Genomic DNA, 22,961 nt, shown 5'->3' on the forward strand with positions numbered 1-22,961 from the left:
CTCCCCACGGAGAGTGTGGGACGCGTGTGATGGACCCACCGGCGTGCACCATCTGCCGGCCGGGGTGAACACGACGCGGCAACAGCCGCTCGGGATCGGGAACTCAGTCGCGGGTGGCGAGTTCCTGGGCCAGTTCGGCGCAGCGCACTCGGGCCGGGGAGAAGTCGTGGGGCAGCTTGGTGACCGCCTCGAACGCGCTCATGCCACCGTCCTTGGCATCCCGCTCCGGTGTGTCTTCGGCGTCCTCGGGGTGTGCAGGGTCCAGGGCATCGAGGAGGGCTTCTTCGTCTTCCGCGATCCCTGACTCTTCGATCACCGCCATCAGGGTCTTCTCGAAGGCGTGACGCTGGGCGGCCGTCGCGGCGACGCGCGGGTCGCCGACGGCGACGGTGTCGTCGAGTGCTTCCTCGGCGGTGTCCACCCGGTCGGACTCGGCCCGGAGTTCGGGATGGGTGGCCAGCGCGATGAACCGTGATGCCTGCACGGCCGCGCCGAGAGGGCCGAAGATCCGCTCGGTGACGAGCAGGGTGTCCAGGTCCGCCTGACGCAGCGAGCCCTCGGGAAGATTCTTCAGACGGCCGCTGACTGCCTCGGAGAGCAGGCCCGTCCGGCTGCCCTCGGCCCGCATCCGCCGCACGCGGGCCCGCTGGCGGGCCAGCTCCGCCTCCTGGGCGGCGAGGGCCCCTTCCAGCCGGGCCAGGGTGACCTCTATGCCGTCACCTTCGTTTTCGGCGGACCCGGCCACGGTGGCGGTGGCGGTGATGAAGGCGTCACGGATGTCGTCCAGGGCGATTCCCGCGTCGGCCATCTTCCGGATCCACAGCAGCCGGACCACGTCCTGGAATCCGTAGCGGCGGCGGCCGTCGCCGCCCCGTCCGGGTTCGGGGATCAGGCCCATGTCGTGGTAGTGCCGGATCGCCCGCGGTGTCGTGCCCACGAGGGCCGCCACGTCACCGATCTTGGCCTGTCGCGACACGAAGAAGGAAATGGGCATCGGTGAAGGGCCTTTCACACACGGACGAGGACAACTCCACCTGATCACATGACGCTACGGCAGGTGCAAACCTGCGCCTGCACCGCCACGTCGAGCCGTCCCGAACAGCACCAGCCAAGCAAAGCCCTCACCGTCGGCGGCCGGCGGTTCGGTCACGGCCTGTTCCGGCTTGCCCAACTGCCGCCAGGCGCGCGCGAGATCGGTGCACATGCGGCTTAGACGCTCGGCGGTCGTGAGCTGTTCAGGCGGCAAGCCGCAGGGTGCGACCGGCTTCGAGGGCTGCGCCTGCTGCGGGAGGCGGTGACCGGCCGCCCGCTGGGCTTCCTGGATCATCGCGGGAACCCGGTGGCGGTCCCCGGCGACGGCGGCCGTGTACGAGGTGGTGCAGGCCGGCCCTGGTGGCGCAGGACAATCGCCGACTCGCGGGCGGCTGCCGCGACGACGAGTGCGGAGCCGGAAAGGTCCGCGTACGTGATGCCCCGGTCGGCAGTCAGCCGGGCCTGCTGGTGACCGCCGAGTTTGCCGAGGAACTGGGCGATCGGCGTGCAGGAGGCCGAGAGCCTCGCGCAGCCCAGTTCCGTACGAGACCGGGCGGCGAGACGACCGTCACCGAGCAGCCCCGGAAGCCTCCCGGCCGGCTCGGCGTGCCGGCTGCCGTGAGCAGCAATGCGACGTCGCATGGGGTCCTTCTCGCCCACGCCAACGAACGTCAGCAGCCGCGCGGCTGCCTGCCGGCCGGCACGTAGGACGCGATGCTCCACGACACACCCGCCCGGCAGATGAGGACGCCGATGCCCATCGCGACTCCTCGCCCGGAGCTGTGCGATGTCCCAGGCGGCGGCAGCGACATCGGCCAGCCCATGCGGTCCAGTTCCGCCCCGCACCTCGACCAGGTCTCCTTCGCCCCGCAGAACCTGCACATCGGCGCCTCGACCGGCTTCTCGTCCACGGCGGTCGCCCAGCACAGCGGGCTCTGCCTGGAAAACCCCGGCCAGTCGACGGCCGACGGCACCCAGCTCCAGCAGAACACCTGCGGCACCGGCCAGGAGCAGCGCTTCGACTTCCACCCCGTCAGCGGCGCCACCGACACCTACACCGTCGTCAACCACTCCAGCGGCAAGTGCCTCGACATCTCAGCCTTCTCCACCGCCAACGGGGGCGCCGTCCAGCAGTGGACCTGCCACGGCGGCACCAACCAGCGCTTCACACTGAACGCCGTGACCGCGCTGGGCAACAGCCACGACTACCAGCTCGTCGCCGTCAACAGCGGCAAGTGCGTGGACGTCAGCGGCATCTCCACCGCCACCGGCGCCAAGGTCCACCAGTGGACCTGCGACGCGGCGAGCGCCCTGACCACCAAGAAGAACCAGATCTGGCGACTCACCGGAAAGGACTGACAGGCGGCGCATCCCGCTGCCCCATCCGCCGAACCGGCGATGACACGGGCCCGTACTCCCCTGCGGCGCCCTGCCAGAGGGCCACGACACCCCGGTCGTGGCCCTCTGGGCGCTCGCGACCACGGCATTCGGCGACTGTCAGGTCAAGCTCCAACAGCGCATTGAGGGTGATCCGTTGCCCGCCTGCTCAATGGGACGCCGTCTGAACTTCGGGACCGTTCCGTCCCGACGAGAGCGAGAGCCGCTCCGCCTGTCGCCCCGGTACCGTGGCTTCGCATGACCGACGCCGAGATCGAGATCACCGCGGACCTGGTCCGCGACCTGCTGCAGGAGCAGCATCCGGACCTCGCAGGGCTGGCCATCCGGGAGGTGGCGGGCGGCTGGGGCAACCAAATGTGGCGCCTCGGGGACGAGTTGGCCGTGCGCATGCAGCGCATGGACCCGACCCCGGAGCTCCAGCTGAAGGAACGGCGGTGGCTACCGGTGCTGGCCCCGCGCCTGCCGCTCCCGGTGCCGCTCCCGGTGCGGCTCGGCAACCCGTCCGAGCGCTTCCCCAAGCACTGGACCGTGATGACATGGGTTCCGGGCGAGCCGCTGGACCACGGCACGATCAGCCGCGGCGCCCACGCGGCCGACACGCTTGCGGGCTTCCTCCGCGCACTCCATGTGGAGGCACCCGTCGAGGCGCCGGTCTCTACGGACTTCGGTACTCACCCCAAGAACTGCGCGGACGGCTTCGAGAACTTCTTCCGGGCCGTGTGCCCCGACGACATCGCTGCCGACGTCCGGGCCGTGTGGGACGACGCCGTCGCGGCCCAGGAGTGGGAGGGCCCGCCGGTGTGGGTGCACTGCGATCTCCATCCCGCGAACGTCGTCGTCTCGAACGGAACGCTCTCGGGCATCGTCGACTTCGGTGCCTTGTCCGCCGGCGATCCGGCGTGGGACCTCGCAGCCGCATGGGTGCTGCTGCCCGCGGGCATGGCCTCACGGTTCTTCGACATGTACGCGCGTGCGGACGAGGCGACGATCCGGCGTGCCCGCGGGCTGGCCGCTGTGAAGAGCCTGTTCCTGATGCTCATGGGGCAGAACGGAGAACGGGGCCTTCCCGGCGGCAAACCGCACTGGGGGCCTGCGGGCCGGGCGGCACTTGAGCGTGTTCTGAAGGGTGCTTGACGCACGCTTCCGGCACAGCGCAGCCGACACCTTCCTCTACGGCTTCCCGTATCTGATCCGCCTGATCGACCGCCGTCCTCGGCAGCGGCTGCGCCGCATCGGCAACGCCTTCTCGCCGAGAGCACCACCACCAGGAGGCGTACGAGGTCCTCCCAGCCTCCAGGCCACCCATGCCGGGGAGAACAAGACGGGCGACCGGCAGGCGGTGCGCCACACGGAACGGCCACGCGTGCGGTGCCGACGGGCGCACCGCGTATACGAAGCGGCATGCGCACAAGCACGGCCCTGCGATCGAGACCGTGTCGAGTACGAAGTCACTGCCTGCGGCGTGCGGGAGGCAGGGGCACGGGTTCGACGCCCTCGACGACGGTGTTGCTGATCACGCCGATGCCCTCGACCGTCATGGTGACCGTGTCACCGGGGGTCAGCGGCGGGGGTTCGAAGGCGCCGGCGCGACCCCAGAGTTCGGCCAGGCAGCCGCCGTTGCCGCAGGTGCCGGAGCCCAGGACGTCGCCGGGACGGATCCAGGTGCCTCGGGAGGCATACGCGGTCATCTCCTCGAACGTCCAGGCCATGGCGGCCAGTTGATCCTGGCCGACGGTCTCGCCGTTGACCTGGACGGTCAGGGCGAGGTCGAGGAAGCCCTCCGGGTCGCGGTGGGGTTCCAGTTCATCGGCGGTGACGAGCCAGGGGCCGAGGGTGGTGGCGGTGTCCTTGCCCTTGGCCGGGCCGAGTTTCACCCTCATCTCGCGGCCCTGGAGGTCGCGGGCGGACCAGTCGTTGAGGATCGTGTAGCCGAGGATGTGCTCGCGTGCCCGCTCGGGGGTGAGATCCCGGCCCGCTTTGCCGATGACGGCGGCCACTTCCAGTTCGAAGTCGAAGCGCAGACAGCCTGGCGGCAGGGGTACGTCGTCGTGGGCGCCGATCATCGCGTACGGGTTGGTGAAGTAGAACGCGGGGGCCTCGTACCACTCCTCGGGGACGGTGTCGCCGTATCCCCGGGCGACGCCCTCGACGTGGCTCTCGAAGGTCATGTAGTCGCGCACGGTCGGCGGTTCCAGCGGTGGCAGCAGCCGTACGTCCGTCAGGGGCAGCGGCAGGGTGCCGGTCAGGGCGCGTTCGCCCGCCGCCCGCAGGGACTGCTCGCCCTCCACGATCAGGTCCAGCAGCTCGACGGGATATTCGAACGGGTGGACCTGGTCGCCGACAACGGCTCCCGACCGCCGTTTCCCGTCGTGGACGAAGGTCGCGAACCTCATGCCGTGCTCCCCTCCGCCTCGGCGGGCCGGGTGCCACCGGTCCGGAAGCCGACGAATACGGCGGCGATCACGGCGGCGACCGCACAGGCGACGGCGGTGAGGATCAGGCCGTTGTTGTAGCCGTGGGCCAGGGCGTCGGTGGTGTAGGGGGCGAGTTTGGCGCTGAGCGGGCCGAGGTCGGCGGTGTGCAGGGCGATCGGGCCGCCCTCGTGCAGGACTGCTGCGGCGATGCCGTGCTCCTTAGGGGTGAGGCCCAAGTCGGCCAGCCCGCCGGTGAGTTGACTCGACGCCAGGCCGAGGGCTACGGCGCCGACGACCGCCGGGCCGAGGGTCTGGCCGAGGTCGCGGACCAGGCTGGTGGTGGCGCTGGCCATGCCGGTCAGGGCGGGCGGTACGACGTTGACGGCGGCGGCGGTGATGGCGGCGACGACCAGGCCGAAGCCGACGCCGTTGAGCACCAGCGGCCCGAGCAGGGGCACCAGGCCGGTCTCGTCGATCGGCACCGCCCGCAGCCACAGTTGGGCGACGGCCAGCGAGACGAACCCGGTGACCAGCATGGGGCCGGGTCCGACACGGTGCAGCAGACGGACCAGCAGCGGCCAGATGAACGGGGTGATGCCCTGGACGACCAGGAAGGGCACCGCCGTCCGGAAGGGGCTCTGGTGCTGGATGACGCCGAGGCGGATGCTCAGGTCGTACGCGCCGCCGAGGAAGCCGAACATGCCGATCACCGCCATCGCGGCCGACGCGGCGAAGGCCGGCACGCGGAACAGCTCCAGGCGCAGCATCGGGGCCACGCTGCGGTTCTCCACCAGCACGAACGCGGCGAGGAACACGGCGAAGGCGACGAAGCACGCGACGACGGGCGCCGAGCCCCAGCCGTCGGAGGGGCCCTGGATGATGCCGTACAGGAGAGTCAGCATGGCCACGGCGATGGCGATCTGCCCCGGCCAGTCGAGCGAGCGGCCCTCGGGGGCGCTGGACTCGGCGGCCAGCAGCCGGGCACCCACCGCGGTGAGCACGGCGAGCACTCCGGTCACGCCGAACGCCCACTGGAACGCGACGTGTTCGACGATCCCGCCGGACATCAGCGGGGCGATCAGGGCACCCAGCGACAGGGCCGTGGTCCAGGAGGCCAGTCCTTTGGCGCGCGCGGCCGGTGTCGGCGTGGCGGCGATGACCATCGCCAGGGAGGCGGGAAAGAGCGCGGCGGCTCCGATTCCGGAGATCGCCTGACCGGTGATCAGCTGGGCCGCCGAGTCGGAGGTGGCCGACACCAGATAGCCGACGGCGGACAGCAGCGCCGCGCCGACCACGAGTTTCCTACGTCCGTACAGGTCGCCCACGACGCCGAAGGTCAGCGCGAGGACGGCGGCGGGCACCAGGAAGGCGTCGCTGATCCAGGTCAGTTCGCCGCCGGACGTCTGGAGGGTGCGCTGCATGACGCCGTTGATCGCGGCGGGCAGGACCAGCCCGATCTGGGCCAGGCAGACGGCCAGACAGCCGGCGATGATCGTGCCGGTGCGGCGGGCCGTGGAAGCCGTGTCGGCCGTGGCTTCACCGGACGACGGGGCGGCGGCGGGTGGGTCGTGGGCGGGAGTGGAGACCATGTCTCCTCCTTGCGGGGTCGGAGCAGGCGGGGAGGCGTCGTCAGACGCGGGGGCAGAGTTCGGCCATGCGGCCGAAGAGGGCGGGGCCGTCGAGCGGGGGCAGTGCGGGGTCGAGTTCCCGGTAGACGGTGTGGACGTTGACGGCGAGGCGTTCGCTCTCGTCCAGGTCGGCGAAGCGGCCGAGGCGGATGTCGCGGGCCGCGTCCAGGGCCGGCATTCCGGCGGTGAAGCGGGCGGTGGCCTGCTCATGGACGTATTCGAGGTAGTCGCGGATCTCACGGACCGTCCGCTTGGTGGTGACGGGGCCGTGGCCGGGTACGACGGTGTCCGCGTCGAGGTCCAGCAGCAGATCGCAGGCGGCGAGCCAGCGGGCGAAGGGGCCGTGCCAGACAACCGGGGTCGCGCCGGCGAAGACGATGTCGCCGGTGTAGACGGTCCGGGCCCGCGGCACGTGGACGATCGTGTCGCCGGCGCTGTGCGCGGGACCCACGTCGATGAGGCGGACCTCGGTGCCGCCGATGTCCAGGACGGTCTCGCCGTCGAAGGTCCGGTTCGGGAGGGCGGGTTCGATGCCGGTGTGGTCGAAGCGGCCGAAGATCCGGCGCGCGAAGTGCCCGGCGGGGCTGTCCATCCCGGTCAGCGCCCGCATCTCGGCCGGACCCACCTGACGCATGTCCGCCAGGGACCCGCGGGCGGCGATGATCTCGGCGTGGGCCACGAGCTGGTTGCCGAACCAGTGGTCGCCGTTGCCGTGGGTGTTGACCACGGTGGTGATCGGCGCGACGTCGGTCAGCGGGGCCAGCGCGTCGAGCATGATCCTGGTCAGCCGCAGGTCGTAGAGGGTGTCGACGAGCACTGACGCGCCCCGGCCGGTGATCAGCCCGGCGTTGCTCATGCCCCAGCCCGCATCGCCCGCGATCCAGGCGTGACAGCCGTGTCCGAGTTCGACACGGCCTGTCCGGGATGCCACGGAAGCCACGTTGCCTCCTGTCCGGCCCCGCACAGACGGCGAGACCTGGGTTCATTTCTGGACTGAAGTCCATCAATGGCCGACAATCTAAGAAAATGGTGTGGCGGCGTCAATACCCCGGCGGCCCTGTGCTGTACTGACGGCCATGAGGAACCCGGAGGCAGGAGTCGAGACCGTGCCCGCAGCGCCGCCCGCCGGACGCCGGGAACGCAAGCGGCAGCAGGTGCGCGACCAGCTCTACGCCGCGGCGCTGCACCTGTTCGTCAGCCAGGGGTACGAGGCGACGACCATGGACCAGATCGGCGAGACCGCCGACGTCGCCCGGGCCACCGTCTTCAACCACTTCTCACAGAAGGTCGGCTTCCTGGAGGAATGGGGAGTGCGCCGCCGCGCCCGCGTCAACGAGATCCTCGGCTCCCAGCACGCCGAGGGCCTGCCGGTCGGCGACCAACTGCGCCGCTACCTCAAGGAGATGGCCGACCTCAACGTCGCCTCCCGCGCCGAGACCACCGTCCTGATGGACGCCTCCGCCCGGTACGGCCGTCTCCTCCAGGACCCGTCCCTGGAGACCGAACTCGCCAGGATCGTCGAACACGGGCAGCGGCGCGGGGAGATCAGGGCGGACGTCGACTGCGACCAGGCCGGACAACTGCTCGCCGCCTGCTACTTCACGACGATCCTGCGCTGGATCCGAACGGAACCGGCCCCCTTCGACCTGCAGCAGCGGCTCGCCGGCGCGCTCGGCATCATCCTGCGGGGCGTCCTCGACGACGACGTGACCTGACCACGGCAGGTCGCCCTCGATCCATGCCTGTCAGCTCCGACATGCGTGTCCGCACCCCCGACTCCAGACTGTGAGCACCGGGATCCGGACCGTGAGGAGTGCCGTTCATGGCTTCGCTGCTCTATCGCTTGGGGTGTTTCGCCGTTCGGCGGCGCTGGTACGTCACTCTGCTGTGGATCGTGGCCCTCTTCGGCTTCGGGTTCGCCTCCGCCAAGGCGCCCGAGGTGCCGGAGAGCACGTTCTCCGCGCCGGGCATCGAGGCGCAGCACGCGTTCGACCTGATGGAGGAGCGGTTCCCCGGGGCGCAGGCGGACGGGGCGACCGCGCGGATGGTGTTCGTCGCGCCGACGGGAGAGAAGGTCACCTCGGCCGAGAACCGGGCGGCCATCGAGAAGGCGGTCGCACGGGCGGCGGGCGGGCAGCAGGTCGCCTCCGCCGTGGGGCCGTTCCAGGCGCGGGCGGTGAGCGAGGACGGCTCGACCGCGTACGCGACCGTCAACTACACCGTCACGGCCGACGACCTCACCGACGCCGCCACGAACACCCTGCGCGCCGCCGCCCAGTCGGCCCGGGACGCCGGACTGACCGTCGAGATGGGCGGTACGGCGCTGGCGAGCACGCCCGAGGCGGGCCACGTCGGTGAGGTGATCGGTATCGTCGTCGCCGCCGTGGTGCTGCTGGTCACCTTCGGTTCCATGGCCGCGGCCGGGCTGCCGCTGCTGACCGCGGTGATCGGCGTCGGCGTCACCATGACCGCGATCACCACCCTGGCCAGTACGTTCGGACTGTCCTCGACCTCCGGCACCCTGGCCACGATGCTGGGGCTGGCCTGCGGAATCGACTACGCCCTGTTCGTGGTCTCCCGCTACCGCGAGGAGCGGGCCAACGGCCACAGCACCGAGGAGGCGGCCGGGCTGGCCGTCGGCACGGCGGGATCCGCGGTGGTCTTCGCGGGGATCACCGTCGTCATCGCGCTCGCCGGGCTCATGGTGGTCGGTATCCCGATGCTCACCAAGATGGGCCTGTGCGCGGCCGGCGCCGTCGTCGTCGCCGTGCTGGTGTGTCTGACACTGGTCCCGGCACTGATCGGCTTCTGGCCGCAGGCCGTTCTCTCCCGCCGGTACCGGCTGACCGGACTGCGCGTCCAGGGCGTGCTCGGCAACCTGGGCAGCCGCTGGGCGGAGTTCGTGCAACGCCACCCCTTCCCCGTCCGGTTCACCGCCATGTGCACCCTGATCGTGCTCGCGATCCCCGTGCTCGGCATGCAACTGGGCATGCCCGGCGACGAGGCCAAGTCCACGACCACCACCGAGCGGCGTGCCTACGACGATCTCGCGGAGGGCTTCGGACCAGGCTTCAACGGCCCGCTGACCGTCGTCGTGGACGCGCGGGGAGCCGACGATCCGAAGGCCGCCGTGGCCACGGTGGAGAAGAAGATCGCTGCCACACCGGGTGTCGTCTCGGTGAGCGCACCCCGCTTCGACACGGCGGGCGACACCGCGGTCTTCACCGCCGTACCGGCGAACGCGCCTACCGACAAGAAGACCGAGGATCTCGTCCACACGATCCGCGACGAGCGCTCCGCGACCGTGGCGGGCACCGGGGCGGACTTCGAGGTCACCGGCACCACCGCGCTGAACATCGACGTCACGCAGAAGGTGCAGCGGGCGCTGATCCCCTATCTGGCCGTGGTGGTCGGCCTGGCGATCGTGCTGCTGCTGATCGTCTTCCGGTCGATCTTCATCCCGCTCAAGGCGGCCATGGGCTTCCTGCTCTCGGTGCTGGCCGCCCTCGGCTGTGTGGTCGCGGTCTTCCAGTGGGGCTGGGGCGCCTCGCTCCTCGGCGTCGAGACGACCGGCCCGATCATGAGCATGATGCCGATCTTCCTCGTCGGCATCGTCTTCGGCCTCGCCATGGACTACGAGGTCTTCCTGGTGTCGCGCATCCGTGAGGCATACGTCCACGGGCAGAGCGCCGGCGAGTCGATCACCACCGGCTTCCGCTACAGCGCCCGGGTAGTCGCCGCAGCCGCGCTCATCATGACCGCGGTGTTCGCCGGCTTCGTCACCGCCGACGACTCCATGATCAAGATGATCGGCTTCGGCCTCGCCACCGCGGTCCTCTTCGACGCGTTCCTGGTCCGCATGGCCTTCGTCCCCGGCGTCCTCGCCCTGCTCGGCGACAAGGTGGCCTGGCTGCCCAAGTGGCTGGACCGGATCCTCCCCCACCTCGACGTGGAGGGCGAGTCCCTCAGCCGCGCCCACCAGGTGCCCGCCCCGCAGCAGGACGAGGAGCACAAGGACCCCGACAGCAGCGTGCTCACCTGACCCTTCCCGGGCCCGGCCTCCGCTCACCCCACGTGCCCGCAGAGCGGGCAGTACGTCTCGGTGATGGGCAGGCAGTACCAGTTCGGCAGCAGGGTGGGCAGCTCACGCATCGCGAACACAGGTCGGCACTCCGGCAGTTCGGCAGATTCCACGCCGAACAGCTCCTCCGCCGATCCGCTCGGCGATCACCGCCGGGGTACCTTCTTCACCCGGCGGTCGATCCCCGGCACAGCACACACCCGAAGCCCGTCGTGACGTCCAGGCCTGTGGCATCGATGCCGAATCACGCCACAGGCCCGCGGCGGAACGGCACAGCCGCGTACGAGCCGACGACCGCGAACCGCCGAGGCCGCCCGCGCGCTTCCAGGCACCGAACCACGCGGGCACCACCCATGCGTAGAGCCGAGAGCTCCAGTCAACCCCGACGGGATCGAAGCATGTCTGGCACTTCCGAGAGTCACGAGGATCTGATCCGCGTGCTGATCGTCGACGACGAGCCCGGGCTCGTCGAGACGCTGTCCGTGGCCGTCACCGAGGCGGGCTGGCGGCCCTATGCGGCGGCCGACGGAGAGAGCGCGCTGCGCGCGGCACGGGGCTGTGCGCCGCACGCCGTCATCCTGGACGGCATGCTGCCCGGGCTGGACGGAGTGCAGGTGCTGCGCCGACTGCGGTACGAGAACCCCAGGTTGCCCGTTCTCATGCTCACCGCCCGGGACGCGCTGGAGCACCGTATCGACGGCCTCTCCGCGGGAGCGGACGACTACGTGACGAAGCCGTTCTCGCTGGAGGAGGTCGTGCTGCGGCTCCGCGGCCTGCTGCGCCGGGCCGGTGTCGAGGACGCCATGCCCGCACGTCGAAAGGCCCCGGCTACGACCACGGACACGACATGCAGCCCACCAAGAGACCGATGTCGGCGTCCGATCACGCCGCCGCGTAGCTCGCGCGGAACAGTTCCTGCGCCCGTTCCACGTCCCTCAGCGTACGGAGCTGCACCTCCAGATCACCCGTCCCATGGTGACCGAGACCAGACACGTCCCGGGTGAAGCCCGCAACCAGGTCGACGTCCCTCGGGGCGACCTTCAGGTAGACCAGCAGTTTGCTGCGCTGCGGCGGACACAGGCAGGCGAAGTTCCGCAGCCGCTGATACGCCCGGTAGGTCTTACGCTCGACACGGTGCACGCCGTCCCCGAGCCCGAGCAGGGCCTCGTCAACCGCGCTCGCCAGTTCCGCCATCGACGAGCCCTGGACTGCGGCCGCCTCCCGGGCAACCGCCTGACGGCGCGCCCTACGTGCTACCTGCATGCCGCCGCTCACGGACGCCACGGTCTCCAACCCGAGGAGGTCGCTGCCGAAGAGTCGGTAGCGGACCAAGTCGATCGACCGCCGGTGCTCGCGGACGGCGTGGACGTCGTAGCGGGTGAAGTCGCCGGCGATGCAGATCAGACGCGGGCCGCTCGACAGGACCTGGGACGCGGCCGTCACTCCGAGCCGGTCGCGGACCCGGTGCTCGAACTCGGCACGATGGTCCATCAACCACGCCAGGTAGAAGAGACCCTGGTTGATGACTCCGGCGTCGACACCATGCTTGTACTCGACGATGACCGGTAAGCCGTTCTCGTCCAGTCCGAGCGAGTCGATCCGACCTCCGTGAACCGGACCGGTGCCGTATTCGCTCACCAGGAACCGGACGCCCAACAGCGCCACCATGTGTGCCTCGACGAGACCCTGTACATCCACCTCGACGTCAGCAAGACGCGGCACGACCTCGGTCATGCCGCTTTTCGTCGTGTTCATGCAGAACAACTTCAAGCCGATGAAGAACGTATGACGGAGGCCCATTCGCTCAGGTTCGACCGACGACTGCACGGCGCACGCGCCCGAGGCGTGCACGCCGTCCGCCTGCGTCCAGCACCTATCCAGCTCGGTAAAAATCTAGGGGCCTGACTCCGAAGAGCCAGATCCCTGTTGACCTGAGTGTTTGCCAGATCATCGAAGTGGCGTTAGGTCACCCGCAGACATATTCAACGAGGCCACACCCGAACGGGCGTGGTGGGAATCGGCGTTCTCCGCTGTGCTGCTTCGAGCTACCTGGACTTGGAGGACGGCGATGAACGGTCCTGGCGACATCTTGCGGAGCTCTGCGGCACGATTCGGAGACAAACACGCGTTGATCACGGCCACCCGCACGCTCAGTTTCGCTGAGCTCGACACCTTGAGTGACCGTGTCGCCGCCTGGCTCGTCGCGCAGGGCGCGCGGCCCGGACAGCCGGTCACGCTCTACGCTCAGAACTGCTGGGAGTGGGTGGTGACCTACCATGGCGCGCTGAAGGCGGGCGCCGTGGTCAATCCTGTCAACGTCATGCTCACTCCGGAGGAGTTGGCGTTCGTGCTGCGGGACTGCGGCGCCACAGCCGTGTTCACCGGCGCCGAGCAGGCGCCGACGGTCGTCGAACTCATGCGCGACCTGCCGGACCTGACCGCGGTGGTGTCCTTCGGCGATGCCACGGGTACGGAGAGCTTCGCCGAAGTCCTGAACCATGACGGACCCGCACCGCACCCCACGGTCGACCCCGACTCGCCGTCCACGATCGGCTACACCTCCGGCACGACCGGACACCCCAAGGGAGCGGTACAGAGTCATCGGGCAGTGCTGTGGAACTGCGCCGCCACAGCCACCATGCACGGACGCAATGCCGAGGACGTGGTGGTGACTGCGCTGCCGGCCCCGCACGTCTACGGCAACGTGGTGATCAACGCGACCTTCCTGGCCGGGGGCACCGTCGTACTGATGGAACGCTTCGCACCTGCAGAGGCACTGCGGTTGATCGGCGAACACCGGGCCACCCTGTTCGAAGGCGTGCCCACGATGTATTCCATGATGCTGGTCGATCCCGGGATCGAGCGGGCCGATCTGTCCTCGTTGACCCGCTGCACCGTGGGCGGGCAGACCATCGCGCCAACCACCGTCGAGCGCTGGCAAGACCGGTCCGGTGCCCCGCTGATCGAGTTGTGGGGCATGACCGAGATCGCAGGGCTGGGAACGACGCATCCCGTGCACATGCCGCCAGTGCCCGGTTCGATCGGAGTGTCGCTGCCGGGCGTGGAGGTGCGCATCGCCGATCTCAAGGACATCGGACGCGACGCAGCGCGCGGGACGCCCGGCGAGCTCATGGTGCGAGGTCCGGTCACCATGCTCGGATACCACAACAATCCGGAGGCCACCGCCCGAACCATCGAGCCGGACGGCTGGTTGCACACCGGCGACATCGCCACGATGGACCAAAGCGGCCATGTCTTCGTCGTCGACCGACGAAAGGACATGATCATCACCGGCGGCTACAACGTCTACCCGGCTGAGGTAGAGCGGGTCCTCGCAGCGCATCCCGCAGTGGCCATGGTCGCGGTCGGCCCGATCCCGGACCCGGTCAAAGGCGAGCTCGCGTGTGCGTACGTCGTGGCGGCAGCCGGTTCGAATCCGACGGAAGAGGAACTCATCGCTTACGCGAGTGAGCGCATGGCGGCCTACAAACGGCCACGGCTGGTCCGACTCGTCTCCGACCTGCCCAAGACCTCGACAGGAAAGATCATGCGCCGTGAGCTGATCAAGCAGTTCGAGGTGTGACCGGCCCGCTTCGTGACGCGCCTCCGGATGCTCGGCAAAAAGTCGGCAACACTCGCGGGGACTCGGCCCGATCAAGGTGGTCAAGCACAGGGCTCGACCCCGGCGACGGGTGAGAGCAGACCGGGCCGGGCACTGGAGTCGGCGGTGTTCGGCGACATCGGCTTCCGCGGCTGTCGATCACCTCAGCCGCGGATGAGGGGCACGTGACGGATGTCAGAGGAGGCCCTGGGCGCGAGCATGGGAGATGAGTTGGGCCCGGTTCCGCGCGTTCAGCTTCCGCATGACGTTGCGAAGGTAGCTCTTCACGGTGTTCAGAGACAGCCCCAACTGATCGCCGATCTCGACGTTGGTGTCTCCGACCGCGACCAGCCGCAGCACGTCATGTTCCCGCGGCGTGACCACCGCGCAAGCAGATTCGGTCACAGGACGGTGGTATCCGCCGGTACGGAAAACCTGCCGGAGCGCCTCGCGCAGCGTCGTCCCTGAGGCGTCCTTGACCAGGAGTCCGCATGCGCCTGCGGCGAATGCCGAGCCGACGGCGGCATGTTCGGGGAAGGCGGTGAAGAGCAGGATGCGGCTCTGCGGCGACACCGCGCGCAGACGGGGCACCACTTCGGGCGCGAGACCGTCGGGCAGCCGGAGGTCGAGGAGGACGACGTCGGGCTGTCCTTGTACGCATTGTCGAAGTGCGTCCGCGGCATCGGCGGCATGCCCGATGACCGCGATGTCGGAGTGCCGAGCGAGTTGGGTGATGACACCGTCCCTCACCACTGGGTGATCATCGACGACCAGCACACGGATGTTCGAAGTGGTCAGCACGGGAGCTCCATTCGCCAAGTCGTCCCACCCTCCGGCTCGCTGGCGACCCGTACCGTGCCACCGACGCGTCCAACGGACTCGGCAGTGCTGGTCAGACCTAGGCCCGGCTTGTAGTCGAGGGGAAGGCCAATTCCGTCGTCGGTCACCGCAACAATGATTCCGCCTCCGTGTCGCGGCCCCGCGGTCACCACGACGGCAGACGCCTGTGCGTGCTTCTCGACGTTCAGCAGAGCCTCGCGGACTCCGGTGACGAGCACGCTGGTACGGCTCGCAGACAGACTCGGTGGCTCGTGATCCAGCACGACGAGTTCGGAGGGGATGCCCGTGCGTTCCGCGAAAGCGGTGCAGTCCGAGCGCAGCCCGACCGACAGTTCGAGAGCGGCGGGCGAGGCCCGCAGGGTGCGCAGTGAGTCACGCAGTGCGGCCGAGGCTTCGTCGGCCTGGTGACGGATCCGCGCCAGCCGAGCGGTGAGTTCCGGGTCCCCTGAAGCGGTCTCCGCCAGCCTCGCCATCCCGGAGCCGATGGCGAACAGCAGTGCGCCGACACTGTCATGGAGTTCCGCGGCGAGTCTGCTCCGCTCTTCGTACACCGCGACTTCGCGGGCGAGCCGGGAGCGCTCGGCGACCGCCACGGCAAGCGCGGCCTTGTCGGCGACCTCACGGACCTGATCAACGGCCCGGCCCCCGAACGTGCCGTCCGTACGCGCTCCCAGGGCGAGGACTCCGAAGACCTGTCCGTTGTGATGCACGGGAACCGCGAGAAGGCGTCGAATCCCCTCGGCCGAGATGTGGTCATCGAACGTGTGGGTGATGGATGTGGAGCCGAAATAGTCGTCGACCCACGCCGGTATGCCGTTGAAGTGCACCTTGCCGGTGAGGCCATGTCCGAGGGGCACGTGCAGGCCCGGCAGCATCGCCGTCCGGTCACCGACCACCTGGCTGAGCCCCAGATGGTGCGGGCGGCCGTCACCGGGTCCTGAAATGGGCTCGGCCATCCATGCGACGTCACCGCCCGCCACTATGAGCTGCAGCGCGCCCCGTACAGCTCGTCGGCGATCAAGCAGCTCGATGAGCTCGGCGTGCTGTGTCGCGAGGGGATCCATGTCTCCCATGCACTGCTCCCGGCATTGGATCGAGCACTGTCCGCCGAACGGATTCAGACCTGCAGCACGACTTTCCGCACTCCCTCGGCGCGGGAATCGAACAGGCGGTATGCCTCCGCTGCCTCGGCCAGGGGCAGGCGGTGTGAGACGAGGGAGGTGACCGCGTCCTCGTCCAGCAGACCAGTGTCCAAGGCGTCGAGCACGGCCGGCACCTCGCGCTGGATCGAACAGAGCCCGAAAGCGACGTCCAGGTTTTTGGCCAGCGCCAAAATGACCGCGAGTTCGGCACTCTGCTCTGCCGCGCCGACCACGGACACCCTGCCGCCTTTTCGAGCGACCTGGAATGCGAGGTTCGTCGTCGCGGACGTTCCGACGGCGTCCACGACGACGTCCACGCCAAGACCCTTCGTGAGGTCCAGCACAACGACCGCACCGTCCTCCGCGGGGACGCTCTCGATACCGAGCGCCGCCGCGGCGGCCCGCCGGTGACCGACGAGGTCCAGGCCGATCACTCGGGAGGCGCCCATCGCCATCGCCGACAGTCCGGCGCCGACGCCGACCGCGCCCAGCCCGATCACGGCGACGGTGTCACCCTCACTGACCCCTCCTCGGCGAGCGGCCAACCATGACGTCGGGAGGTTGTCCGTCAGCAGCAGACCCAGGTCGTCCGAGACGGCCGACGGCACTGCCAACAGGTTGTGGTCGGCCACCGGCACGAGGAGCTGCTCCGCCTGGCAGCCACCGAGTCCGGGAATCCCCTGGCCGTAGATCTGCGGACTCATGTGCTGCCCGCACAGCATCGGCTCCCGGGCGAGACACGGTGGACAGTTCCCGCAGCTCACCGAACCGAAGACGAGGACGCGATCCCCCTCATGGAACTTCCGCACCTCGGCGCCGACGGCCACGACCGTACCGACCGCTTCGTGGCCGAACCCGAACGCGACCGCCCCGGTCTGCCTTCCGTCCTGGTACGGATGCAGATCCGAGCCGCACAGCCCGGCTCGCCAGACACGGACAACGGCCTGATGAGGCTCGCCGATCCGCGGATCCGGAATCTCCTCCACTCGCACGTCTCGTGCCCCGTGGTACATGACGGCCCGCACAGCAACTCCTTTCTCCGGACAAACGTGGCATGGCTCACGAGGTACCGAATGCCTTCTTGAGTGCGTCGGCCGCGTCCGACATCGCCTCGTCATTGCGTCGCAGCAGACCGACCATGATGAAGAAGCCGTGGAACACGCCCGGGTATCGCTTGACGGTGACCTCGACACCGCCGGCGCGGAGGAGTTCCCCATAGGCCTCACCGTCGTCACGGAGCGGATCGTGCTCGGCCGTTACGACGAGCGCCGGAGGCAGTCCTTCGTGGCTGGCGGCGCTCGACGGTGTCGCTCGGGGGTCCTTGCTGTCCGTCGCGTCACGCAGGTAGTGGCCCCAGAACCACTCCACGTCCTGTCTCGACAACATCGGCGCCTCGGCCTGCTCCACACAGGAGGGTCGTTCCACGCCGTACTCGGTCGCCGGGTAGGCAAGGAGTTGGAAAGTAATGTGCGGCCCGTTCTCGTCCCGGGCTCGCAAACAGATCGCAGCCGAGAAGTTCGCGCCCGCACTGTCCCCCGCGACGGCAAGTCGCCCGCCGTCGGCGCCGAGTTCGCCCGCGTGATCGGCGACCCACTCGACGACGGCGTAGGAGTCCTCGAACCCGATGGGGAACTTGTGCTCCGGAGCAAGACGGTAGTCGACGGACACCACGACGCATTCGGCGCGACTCGCCAACTCTCGGCACACCCCGTCCACCGTGTCGAGGCCGCCGATGGACCAGCCCCCGCCGTGCATGTACACCAGCACAGGCAGGCCGTCCTTCGTCACCGGGCGGTACACCCGGACCGGGACATCACCGTGAGGCCCGGGAACGCGCCTTTCGTACACCTCGTGCATCTCCGCTTTGCGTGACGCGATGTTCATCGCCGCCATCGTTCGGCAGGCCTCAAGGTCCTGCTCGTGCAGACGGGGGCTTCCTGCGGTCATGTCCGCGATCGCCTGCGCATCCGCGTCCAGCGTCATTGTCCAGGCCTCCCGGATAGATGGGTCGAGTACTTCTGTCGCCTTCTGCGATCTCAGACGCTACGAAGAATCAAGCCCTCGCAATTGCCGTCCTCCCACCACTTGTTCATCACCTCCCAGAAGGCGACTTCCCCCGGCGCATAGGTGTTCGCGAAGAACGCTCGCGAAACGTTTCCGTAGCCATTGAAGAAACCTGGTGTGCAGTTCATGAAGTACGCCGTTCGCGGCTTGTTGAGATCCCGAATGGTCTTCACCCAAGCGCTCTGCGCATCCTCGGTCGGCTCGATGTGGTTCCGGGCGTTCTGCTTCGTGTGTGCGAGCAGCCGGGCGACGTGGACGGCCTTCTGGTCCAGCATGAAGGTGAAATTGGCGATGTAGCCGTTCTGGCTCAGCCCCAACTCGAAGAAGTTCGGGAATCCATGGGTGTAGAAGCCGTGCAGGGACTTCAGGCCGTCCTTGAAGGTGTCGGACAGCGTGCGGCCTTCCCGGCCCCTCACCTCGTAGCCGTAGACCCCGGCGTCAAAGGTGCCGGTGTCGAACCCTGTCGCGAAGATGATGCAGTCGACCTCGTAGGCCTCACCGCCGACGACGATCGCGTTCTCCCTGATTTCATCGATGCTGTCGGGGCTGTACAAGAGGTGCACGTTCGGTCGGTTGAAGGTCTGGTAGTAGGTGTCGCTGAAGGACGGACGCTTGCATCCCGAGCCGTACCAGGGCTTCAGCATCTCGGCCGTCCGGGGATCTTCGACTATCTCCTCGATCTTGTTGCGGATCTGTTGGCCGCGCCACAGGTCCGCGAGTTGACGGAGTCGGACCGTGTCCTCCATCCCGAGTTCGCCGATCGGCACATCGACCAGGTGCTGGCCCATCGTGTAGGTGAAGGAGCGCGAGAACCCGTCGTCGACGAGGTCCTCGCCCACGGGCTGCTGCGCCATCCGGCTGTTGAAGCTGAGGTGACGCTCCGCCTGCCAGCCGGGTCTCAGAGACGCGGCCCACTCCATGTCGGTCGGCGCGTTCCCTCGCGCGTCCACCGCGCACGGAGTCCGTTGGACGACGAAGAGCTCCGCGGCATCCTCCGCAAGGTACGGAATGGCCTGGATCGCCGTCGGGCCGGTGCCGACAATGGCAACCCGCTTGTCGTTGAGGCCGGTCATTCCGCCCTGGTTCGAACCACCGGTGTACTCGAAATTCCATCGACTGCTGTGGAACACCTCGCCCTGGAACTTGGAGATTCCAGGAATCCGCGGGATACGGGATTTCTGCAACGGTCCGTTCGCTCGCATGACATACCGGGCGCGGACGACGTCTCCCCGATCGGTGCGGCACTCCCAGAGCGATTCGTCCTCGACCCAGGTCAGCGATGACGCGGCGGTGTGGAAGAGAGCGTGTTCGTACAGGCCGTAGTGTCGGGCGATGCGCTGGGCATGCTCAAGGATCTCGTGACCCTCGCTGTACTTCTGCGTCGGGATATACCCGGTCTCCTCAAGAAGCGGCAGGTAAATGTACGATTCCACGTCGCAGCGCAGACCCGGGTACCGATTCCAGTACCACGTGCCGCCGAAATCCCCGCCCTGCTCGATGATCCGGATGCTGTCCGTGACGTTGTGCTCCTTCAGGCGCGCACCTGTCAACAAGCCCCCGAACCCGCCGCCGAGGATCAGAACCTCGACTTCCTCGGTGACCGGCTCACGCTCGACCACCGGCATGAACGGGTCACCGGACGAGACGTCCCGCTGATCATCCAATCGTTCGAAGTCGCCGAAGCCCTTCCGCTGCAGGCGGGACTCCCGCTCCTCGCCATAGCGCGCCATGACAGCCTCCGGGTCGAAGTCGATCTTCACTTCGACTCCGGACACGGGCAGTTCGATCATCATCGTCAGCTCTCCTTCGTTGGAGTCGATTCACCGACGGGGCCGGTCGGATGCCGGGGCGGATTCAGGTCGACCGCCAAGAGCCCATCGGCGCGTGCCAACCGCCGCCCGGACACAGGGGATCGCGAGTTCATCGCCGAGCACCGAGGCTCCTGCCGCCACGCCTCAGGAGATCCGGTCACTCAACTGCAGTTCTACGACAGCTCAGACTGAGAGTCAAGCAATCAGACTCAGTGTAAAGTGAGCAGCCTCAAAGTACATCGAAACCCTGATCCGCACACCCTGCCGACCGCGAACAGCACGCCACCGAGGGGCCGCGCCAACCACGGCGCGCAGCCGGCCCTTGGCGCCTGTCAGTTACTCTGGGCGCTCGGTTAGTGGTCGGGCACGAAGGGCGCCGGCAGAGCTCGGGACCCCAGCAGAGCGTTAGTCGCGCGTCGGTCACGACGATCGAGAGGCGGACGAACATGCAGGCGGGTTCCACGCGACCGCCAGGACCACGCGCATCCTGGGACAACCGTGGCAACTGAATCGGGGGCGGCGAGCCAGAGTCTCGCCGAGGAGTATCACCAAGCTGCCCGTCGGCGTCTTGACGACGCCGCACGCTCGGTGTTCGCGGCCAAGGGCTATCTCCGGGCCAGCATCAGCGAGATCGCCGCAGAGGCGGGAGTCAGCCGTAGCACGCTGTACGCGTACTACAAGACGAAGGCCGACCTCATGCGGGCCATCACCGCCGTGCTGGCCGAAGAGTGCGCCGACGCCATGGGCCGACTCGGTGACATCCTCGTGGACGGCACTCAGGACGACATGCACGCCTGGCTCGACGAGAGCGCGGGATGGTACGAGAGGCATCGATCGTTGGCTCTCGCCGCGCAGGAGGCCAACCTGAGCACTGAAGGCGGAGCCAGGGACGAGGATGTCGTACGCCGTCTGATCGACGCCGCAGGCCGATGGGTCGAGACCTGGCCCCCCGAGCGGCGGGCGGAGGCGAGGCTGAGACTTGAGCTGTGCAGGTTGCAACTCCATCACTACCTGTGGGGGTTCGCACCACTGATGGTCGGCGACGAGGTGGACGTGGTCGAGATCCTGGCCGACATGTGGTGGCGTGAGCTGCGGCCGGTCGGCGAGTGAGCGCCGAGCACGGGCGTCGGGGCTCTGCGGGCCGCGCGACGCCGAGCGGTTCCCCGCCGCGAGGGCGGCCGAGCCTTCGTGAGGAGCAGAAGCAGGTCACACGTCGCCGTATCGTCCGAGCAGCACATTCGGTCTTCGTGCGCCGTGGATTCACCAATGCGTCGCTCGACGAGATCGCGAAGGCCGCGGGGGTCAGCCGCCAGACGCTCTACCTGCACTTCGACTCCAAAACCGACTTGATGACGGCCGCGGCTGCGGATCTCGGGGCCGAGATCAGGCAGCTCCTCCGTGGCCTCGTCCCGGTGCTCATGGACGGCGACCGGCAAGCGCTGCGCGGCTGGCTGAGTGCGGCGCTCGCCGGCATGGAGCAGCACCGTGACATCGCCCGTGCGACTCAGGAATCGCAGCTCGAGGAGCCGGCGCGGGCGGCGGAGTCGGTGCGCGAGGTCGTCCTGCGGGCGGTCGACCCGTGGATACTCCGGTGGCCGCCCGATCGACGCGCGGAGGCCCGTGTCCGCTTCGAGCTGTGTCGCCTCCAACTGCAGCACTACGCCTGGGGGTCCACGCGTGAAGTGGTGCCGGTCCCCGGCGACATCGCGATCGACGTGCTCACCGACCTTTGGTGGGGCACATTGATGGAGCCCCTTGCCGCTGTGCACGCGAAGGCTGGAGACGACGCGGCGGAGAGCCCACAAGGTCCTCGACGAGCGGGCGGTCCGTGACATCGGAGGTGCTGGTGCAGGTTGTCGCCACGACGATGCACAGGCCCGAGACGGCGACCACCTGTTCCAGGAACAGCCCGGACACAGTGGCTTGTCGGTAGAAGGAAACGGCCGAAGCGCTCGAAGATCCGCCGAAAGCAGGACCAGGTCAAGTCACCCCCGAAAGGGTGTGCCGCCCCGCCTTCAAGATCTGCATGATTGGCCTTCGTCGGAGCAACGAGGAGGTCCGTATGACGGAGGAACATCAGAAGGTCGCGATCGTGACCGGGGCCGCAGGGGGCATCGGTGGGGCGACTGCGCGCAGGCTGGCTCACGAGGGCTTCCGAGTGGTGCTGTCCGACTTGCACCCCGGGACCGCCGAGCCTCTCGCGAAAGAGCTGAACGGGAAATTCCTGGTCGCCGACGTCACCCAGGAGGAGGAGGTCGCGGCACTGGTCGAGACCGCGCTCGCTAAGTACGGGCACCTGGACGTCATGGTCAACAACGCAGGCGTGATCGGCGCCATCGGCAGCATCACCGAGATCGCCGACGCGGACTGGGCCCGTACCCAGGCAGTGCTGCTCAGCAGTGTGTTCTACGGCATGAAGCACGCGGCGAGGGCCATGCGCACCGCGGGCCGGGGCGGGGTCATCCTGTCGACGACAAGCATCGGCGGGCTCGCCCCGCTCGCTCCGCACGCATACGTCGCAGCCAAGGCCGGGGTGATCGGGCTCACCAAGTCGGTGGCGGCAGAGCTCGCCCCGGACGGCATCCGCGTCAATGCCGTCGCGCCCGGCCACGTTCCGACCCCCCTGACGATCTCGGCGCTGGGTGACGAGGAGACGATGCGGAAGGTGACCTCTGCGCAGGTCCCGATGCCTTATCTGACCGAACCCGAGGAAGTCGCGGGCGCCTTCGCCTACCTCGCGAGTGACGACGCCCGCACCGTCACCGGCCAGACACTCACGGTCGACGCCGGCGTGCTGGTGACCCGCCTGCCATCGGGCTGGTACACGAAACCGCCCACCTTCGTCGGCAGCTCAACGCTGCCGGACTGACCGCCGACCCGGCCACTCCGTGAAGAGTGTCCGGAGGCTGACCAAAACGCAACAACTACGGCAGGCACCAGCAGTTCGTCC

The 22,961-nt window shown here is 68.5% G+C and carries 21 protein-coding genes and 1 pseudogene; 9 read left to right on the forward strand and 13 right to left on the reverse strand.

All coding sequences use genetic code 11. From position 1 onward, the window contains the following. Nucleotides 1-103: 103 nt before the first annotated feature. The 3 genes from CW359_RS03120 to CW359_RS45115 are packed head-to-tail and all read right to left on the reverse strand — an operon-like array spanning nt 104 to nt 1,674. The gene (locus tag CW359_RS03120; RefSeq protein ID WP_105968106.1) at nt 104-994 is read right to left on the reverse strand and encodes a MerR family transcriptional regulator; all 891 of its coding nucleotides are present in this window, start codon (nt 992-994) and stop codon (nt 104-106) included. A 54-nt stretch (nt 995-1,048) separates the two neighbouring features. Next, nucleotides 1,049-1,327 carry a hypothetical protein gene (locus CW359_RS45110; protein ID WP_157968470.1) on the reverse strand — a complete coding sequence of 93 codons (279 nt, stop codon included), beginning with the start codon at nt 1,325-1,327 and terminating at the stop codon, nt 1,049-1,051. Next, on the reverse strand, nt 1,324-1,674 hold the full coding sequence (locus CW359_RS45115; RefSeq protein WP_157968471.1) for a hypothetical protein: 351 nt from the start codon (nt 1,672-1,674) through the stop codon (nt 1,324-1,326). Before CW359_RS45115 ends, CW359_RS45110 begins: the two co-directional genes overlap by 4 nt. A 111-nt stretch (nt 1,675-1,785) precedes the next feature. On the opposite strand from CW359_RS45115, the gene CW359_RS03125 reads away from it, so the two are divergent. Both CW359_RS03125 and CW359_RS03130 read left to right on the forward strand, forming a co-directional pair. After that, complete coding sequence (locus CW359_RS03125; RefSeq protein ID WP_232838185.1) at nt 1,786-2,391, forward strand: RICIN domain-containing protein; 606 nt, start codon at nt 1,786-1,788, stop codon at nt 2,389-2,391. A gap of 276 nt (nt 2,392-2,667) precedes the next feature. Then, the gene (locus CW359_RS03130; protein WP_105968107.1) at nt 2,668-3,564 is read left to right on the forward strand and encodes a phosphotransferase; all 897 of its coding nucleotides are present in this window, start codon (nt 2,668-2,670) and stop codon (nt 3,562-3,564) included. A 314-nt stretch (nt 3,565-3,878) separates the two neighbouring features. On the opposite strand, the gene CW359_RS03135 is transcribed toward CW359_RS03130, so the two are convergent. From CW359_RS03135 to CW359_RS03145, 3 genes are read right to left on the reverse strand one after another with little or no spacing between them, the layout of a single operon-like run. Continuing rightward, a complete protein-coding gene (locus CW359_RS03135) occupies nt 3,879-4,823 on the reverse strand; it encodes a fumarylacetoacetate hydrolase family protein (protein ID WP_105968108.1) in 945 nt (314 codons plus the stop codon). After that, nucleotides 4,820-6,433 (reverse strand): MFS transporter, encoded by a 1,614-nt coding sequence (locus CW359_RS03140; RefSeq protein ID WP_105968109.1) that lies wholly within the window; start codon nt 6,431-6,433, stop codon nt 4,820-4,822. The genes CW359_RS03135 and CW359_RS03140 overlap by 4 nt, the downstream gene beginning before the upstream one ends. Nucleotides 6,434-6,473: 40 nt before the next feature. Beyond that, nucleotides 6,474-7,403 (reverse strand): MBL fold metallo-hydrolase, encoded by a 930-nt coding sequence (locus CW359_RS03145; protein ID WP_232838186.1) that lies wholly within the window; start codon nt 7,401-7,403, stop codon nt 6,474-6,476. A gap of 175 nt (nt 7,404-7,578) precedes the next feature. Between CW359_RS03145 and CW359_RS03150 the strand changes: the two genes are divergently transcribed. Both CW359_RS03150 and CW359_RS03155 read left to right on the forward strand, forming a co-directional pair. Beyond that, on the forward strand, nt 7,579-8,187 hold the full coding sequence (locus CW359_RS03150; protein WP_105968111.1) for a TetR/AcrR family transcriptional regulator: 609 nt from the start codon (nt 7,579-7,581) through the stop codon (nt 8,185-8,187). 107 nt (nt 8,188-8,294) lie between these two features. Then, entirely contained in the window at nt 8,295-10,514 is a 2,220-nt protein-coding gene (locus tag CW359_RS03155) for an MMPL family transporter (RefSeq protein WP_105968112.1), read from the forward strand. Between the two features lie 23 nt (nt 10,515-10,537). Here CW359_RS03155 and CW359_RS47055 read toward each other — a convergent pair whose 3' ends face one another. Beyond that, nucleotides 10,538-10,666: a hypothetical protein gene (locus CW359_RS47055; protein ID WP_269805577.1), complete on the reverse strand. Its 129-nt coding sequence runs from the start codon at nt 10,664-10,666 to the stop codon at nt 10,538-10,540. 285 nt (nt 10,667-10,951) lie between these two features. Between CW359_RS47055 and CW359_RS03160 the strand changes: the two are divergent. Then, nucleotides 10,952-11,350: pseudogene (locus tag CW359_RS03160) on the forward strand (response regulator); the annotation flags it as partial. Between the two features lie 85 nt (nt 11,351-11,435). On the opposite strand, the gene CW359_RS03165 reads toward CW359_RS03160, so the two are convergent. Beyond that, nucleotides 11,436-12,353 carry a DUF5655 domain-containing protein gene (locus CW359_RS03165; RefSeq protein WP_105968113.1) on the reverse strand — a complete coding sequence of 306 codons (918 nt, stop codon included), beginning with the start codon at nt 12,351-12,353 and terminating at the stop codon, nt 11,436-11,438. 268 nt (nt 12,354-12,621) lie between these two features. Here CW359_RS03165 and CW359_RS03170 point away from each other — a divergent pair, with 268 nt between their 5' ends. Continuing rightward, entirely contained in the window at nt 12,622-14,136 is a 1,515-nt protein-coding gene (locus tag CW359_RS03170) for a class I adenylate-forming enzyme family protein (RefSeq protein WP_105968114.1), read from the forward strand. A 213-nt stretch (nt 14,137-14,349) separates the two neighbouring features. Here the strand turns inward: CW359_RS03170 and CW359_RS03175 are convergent, their stop codons facing one another. Genes CW359_RS03175 through CW359_RS03195 form a run of 5 tightly spaced genes read right to left on the reverse strand, consistent with a single transcriptional unit; the run spans nt 14,350 to nt 19,993 of the window. Beyond that, nucleotides 14,350-14,931, reverse strand: a complete 582-nt coding sequence (locus CW359_RS03175; RefSeq protein ID WP_198655048.1) for a response regulator — start codon at nt 14,929-14,931, stop codon at nt 14,350-14,352. Nucleotides 14,932-14,948: 17 nt separating this feature from the next. Then, nucleotides 14,949-16,067, reverse strand: a complete 1,119-nt coding sequence (locus CW359_RS03180) for a GAF domain-containing sensor histidine kinase (protein ID WP_105968116.1) — start codon at nt 16,065-16,067, stop codon at nt 14,949-14,951. 44 nt (nt 16,068-16,111) lie between these two features. Next, nucleotides 16,112-17,161: an alcohol dehydrogenase catalytic domain-containing protein gene (locus tag CW359_RS03185; RefSeq protein WP_198655049.1), complete on the reverse strand. Its 1,050-nt coding sequence runs from the start codon at nt 17,159-17,161 to the stop codon at nt 16,112-16,114. 34 nt (nt 17,162-17,195) lie between these two features. Next, nucleotides 17,196-18,119 (reverse strand): alpha/beta hydrolase, encoded by a 924-nt coding sequence (locus CW359_RS03190; RefSeq protein ID WP_105968118.1) that lies wholly within the window; start codon nt 18,117-18,119, stop codon nt 17,196-17,198. Nucleotides 18,120-18,172: 53 nt separating this feature from the next. Continuing rightward, nucleotides 18,173-19,993 (reverse strand): flavin-containing monooxygenase, encoded by a 1,821-nt coding sequence (locus CW359_RS03195; protein WP_105968119.1) that lies wholly within the window; start codon nt 19,991-19,993, stop codon nt 18,173-18,175. Nucleotides 19,994-20,509: 516 nt separating this feature from the next. Here CW359_RS03195 and CW359_RS03200 point away from each other — a divergent pair. From CW359_RS03200 to CW359_RS03210, 3 genes are all read left to right on the forward strand, one after another. Beyond that, nucleotides 20,510-21,121: a TetR/AcrR family transcriptional regulator gene (locus tag CW359_RS03200; RefSeq protein WP_105968120.1), complete on the forward strand. Its 612-nt coding sequence runs from the start codon at nt 20,510-20,512 to the stop codon at nt 21,119-21,121. Further along, nucleotides 21,118-21,843 (forward strand): TetR/AcrR family transcriptional regulator, encoded by a 726-nt coding sequence (locus CW359_RS03205; protein WP_105968121.1) that lies wholly within the window; start codon nt 21,118-21,120, stop codon nt 21,841-21,843. The genes CW359_RS03200 and CW359_RS03205 overlap by 4 nt, the downstream gene beginning before the upstream one ends. A gap of 230 nt (nt 21,844-22,073) precedes the next feature. Further along, entirely contained in the window at nt 22,074-22,880 is an 807-nt protein-coding gene (locus CW359_RS03210) for an SDR family NAD(P)-dependent oxidoreductase (RefSeq protein ID WP_105968122.1), read from the forward strand. The last annotated feature ends 81 nt before the right edge of the window (nt 22,881-22,961 follow it).

The sequence above is a fragment of the Streptomyces geranii genome, assembly GCF_002954775.1.
Taxonomy (GTDB): Bacteria; Actinomycetota; Actinomycetes; order Streptomycetales; family Streptomycetaceae; genus Streptomyces; species Streptomyces geranii.

What these genes read in the sequence shown, in the direction of transcription:
- CW359_RS45110 (WP_157968470.1), bottom strand. Translation starts at nt 1,327, where the DNA reads ATGATCCAGGAAGCCCAGCGGGCGGCCGGTCACCGCCTCCCGCAGCAG.
- CW359_RS03155 (WP_105968112.1), top strand. Translation starts at nt 8,295, where the DNA reads ATGGCTTCGCTGCTCTATCGCTTGGGGTGTTTCGCCGTTCGGCGGCGC.
- CW359_RS03165 (WP_105968113.1), bottom strand. Translation starts at nt 12,353, where the DNA reads ATGGGCCTCCGTCATACGTTCTTCATCGGCTTGAAGTTGTTCTGCATG.
- CW359_RS03170 (WP_105968114.1), top strand. Translation starts at nt 12,622, where the DNA reads ATGAACGGTCCTGGCGACATCTTGCGGAGCTCTGCGGCACGATTCGGA.
- CW359_RS03210 (WP_105968122.1), top strand. Translation starts at nt 22,074, where the DNA reads ATGACGGAGGAACATCAGAAGGTCGCGATCGTGACCGGGGCCGCAGGG.
- CW359_RS45115 (WP_157968471.1), bottom strand. Translation starts at nt 1,674, where the DNA reads ATGCGACGTCGCATTGCTGCTCACGGCAGCCGGCACGCCGAGCCGGCC.
- CW359_RS03180 (WP_105968116.1), bottom strand. Translation starts at nt 16,067, where the DNA reads ATGGGAGACATGGATCCCCTCGCGACACAGCACGCCGAGCTCATCGAG.
- CW359_RS03190 (WP_105968118.1), bottom strand. Translation starts at nt 18,119, where the DNA reads ATGACGCTGGACGCGGATGCGCAGGCGATCGCGGACATGACCGCAGGA.
- CW359_RS03120 (WP_105968106.1), bottom strand. Translation starts at nt 994, where the DNA reads ATGCCCATTTCCTTCTTCGTGTCGCGACAGGCCAAGATCGGTGACGTG.
- CW359_RS03140 (WP_105968109.1), bottom strand. Translation starts at nt 6,433, where the DNA reads ATGGTCTCCACTCCCGCCCACGACCCACCCGCCGCCGCCCCGTCGTCC.
- CW359_RS03195 (WP_105968119.1), bottom strand. Translation starts at nt 19,993, where the DNA reads ATGATGATCGAACTGCCCGTGTCCGGAGTCGAAGTGAAGATCGACTTC.
- CW359_RS03125 (WP_232838185.1), top strand. Translation starts at nt 1,786, where the DNA reads ATGCCCATCGCGACTCCTCGCCCGGAGCTGTGCGATGTCCCAGGCGGC.
- CW359_RS03135 (WP_105968108.1), bottom strand. Translation starts at nt 4,823, where the DNA reads ATGAGGTTCGCGACCTTCGTCCACGACGGGAAACGGCGGTCGGGAGCC.
- CW359_RS03130 (WP_105968107.1), top strand. Translation starts at nt 2,668, where the DNA reads ATGACCGACGCCGAGATCGAGATCACCGCGGACCTGGTCCGCGACCTG.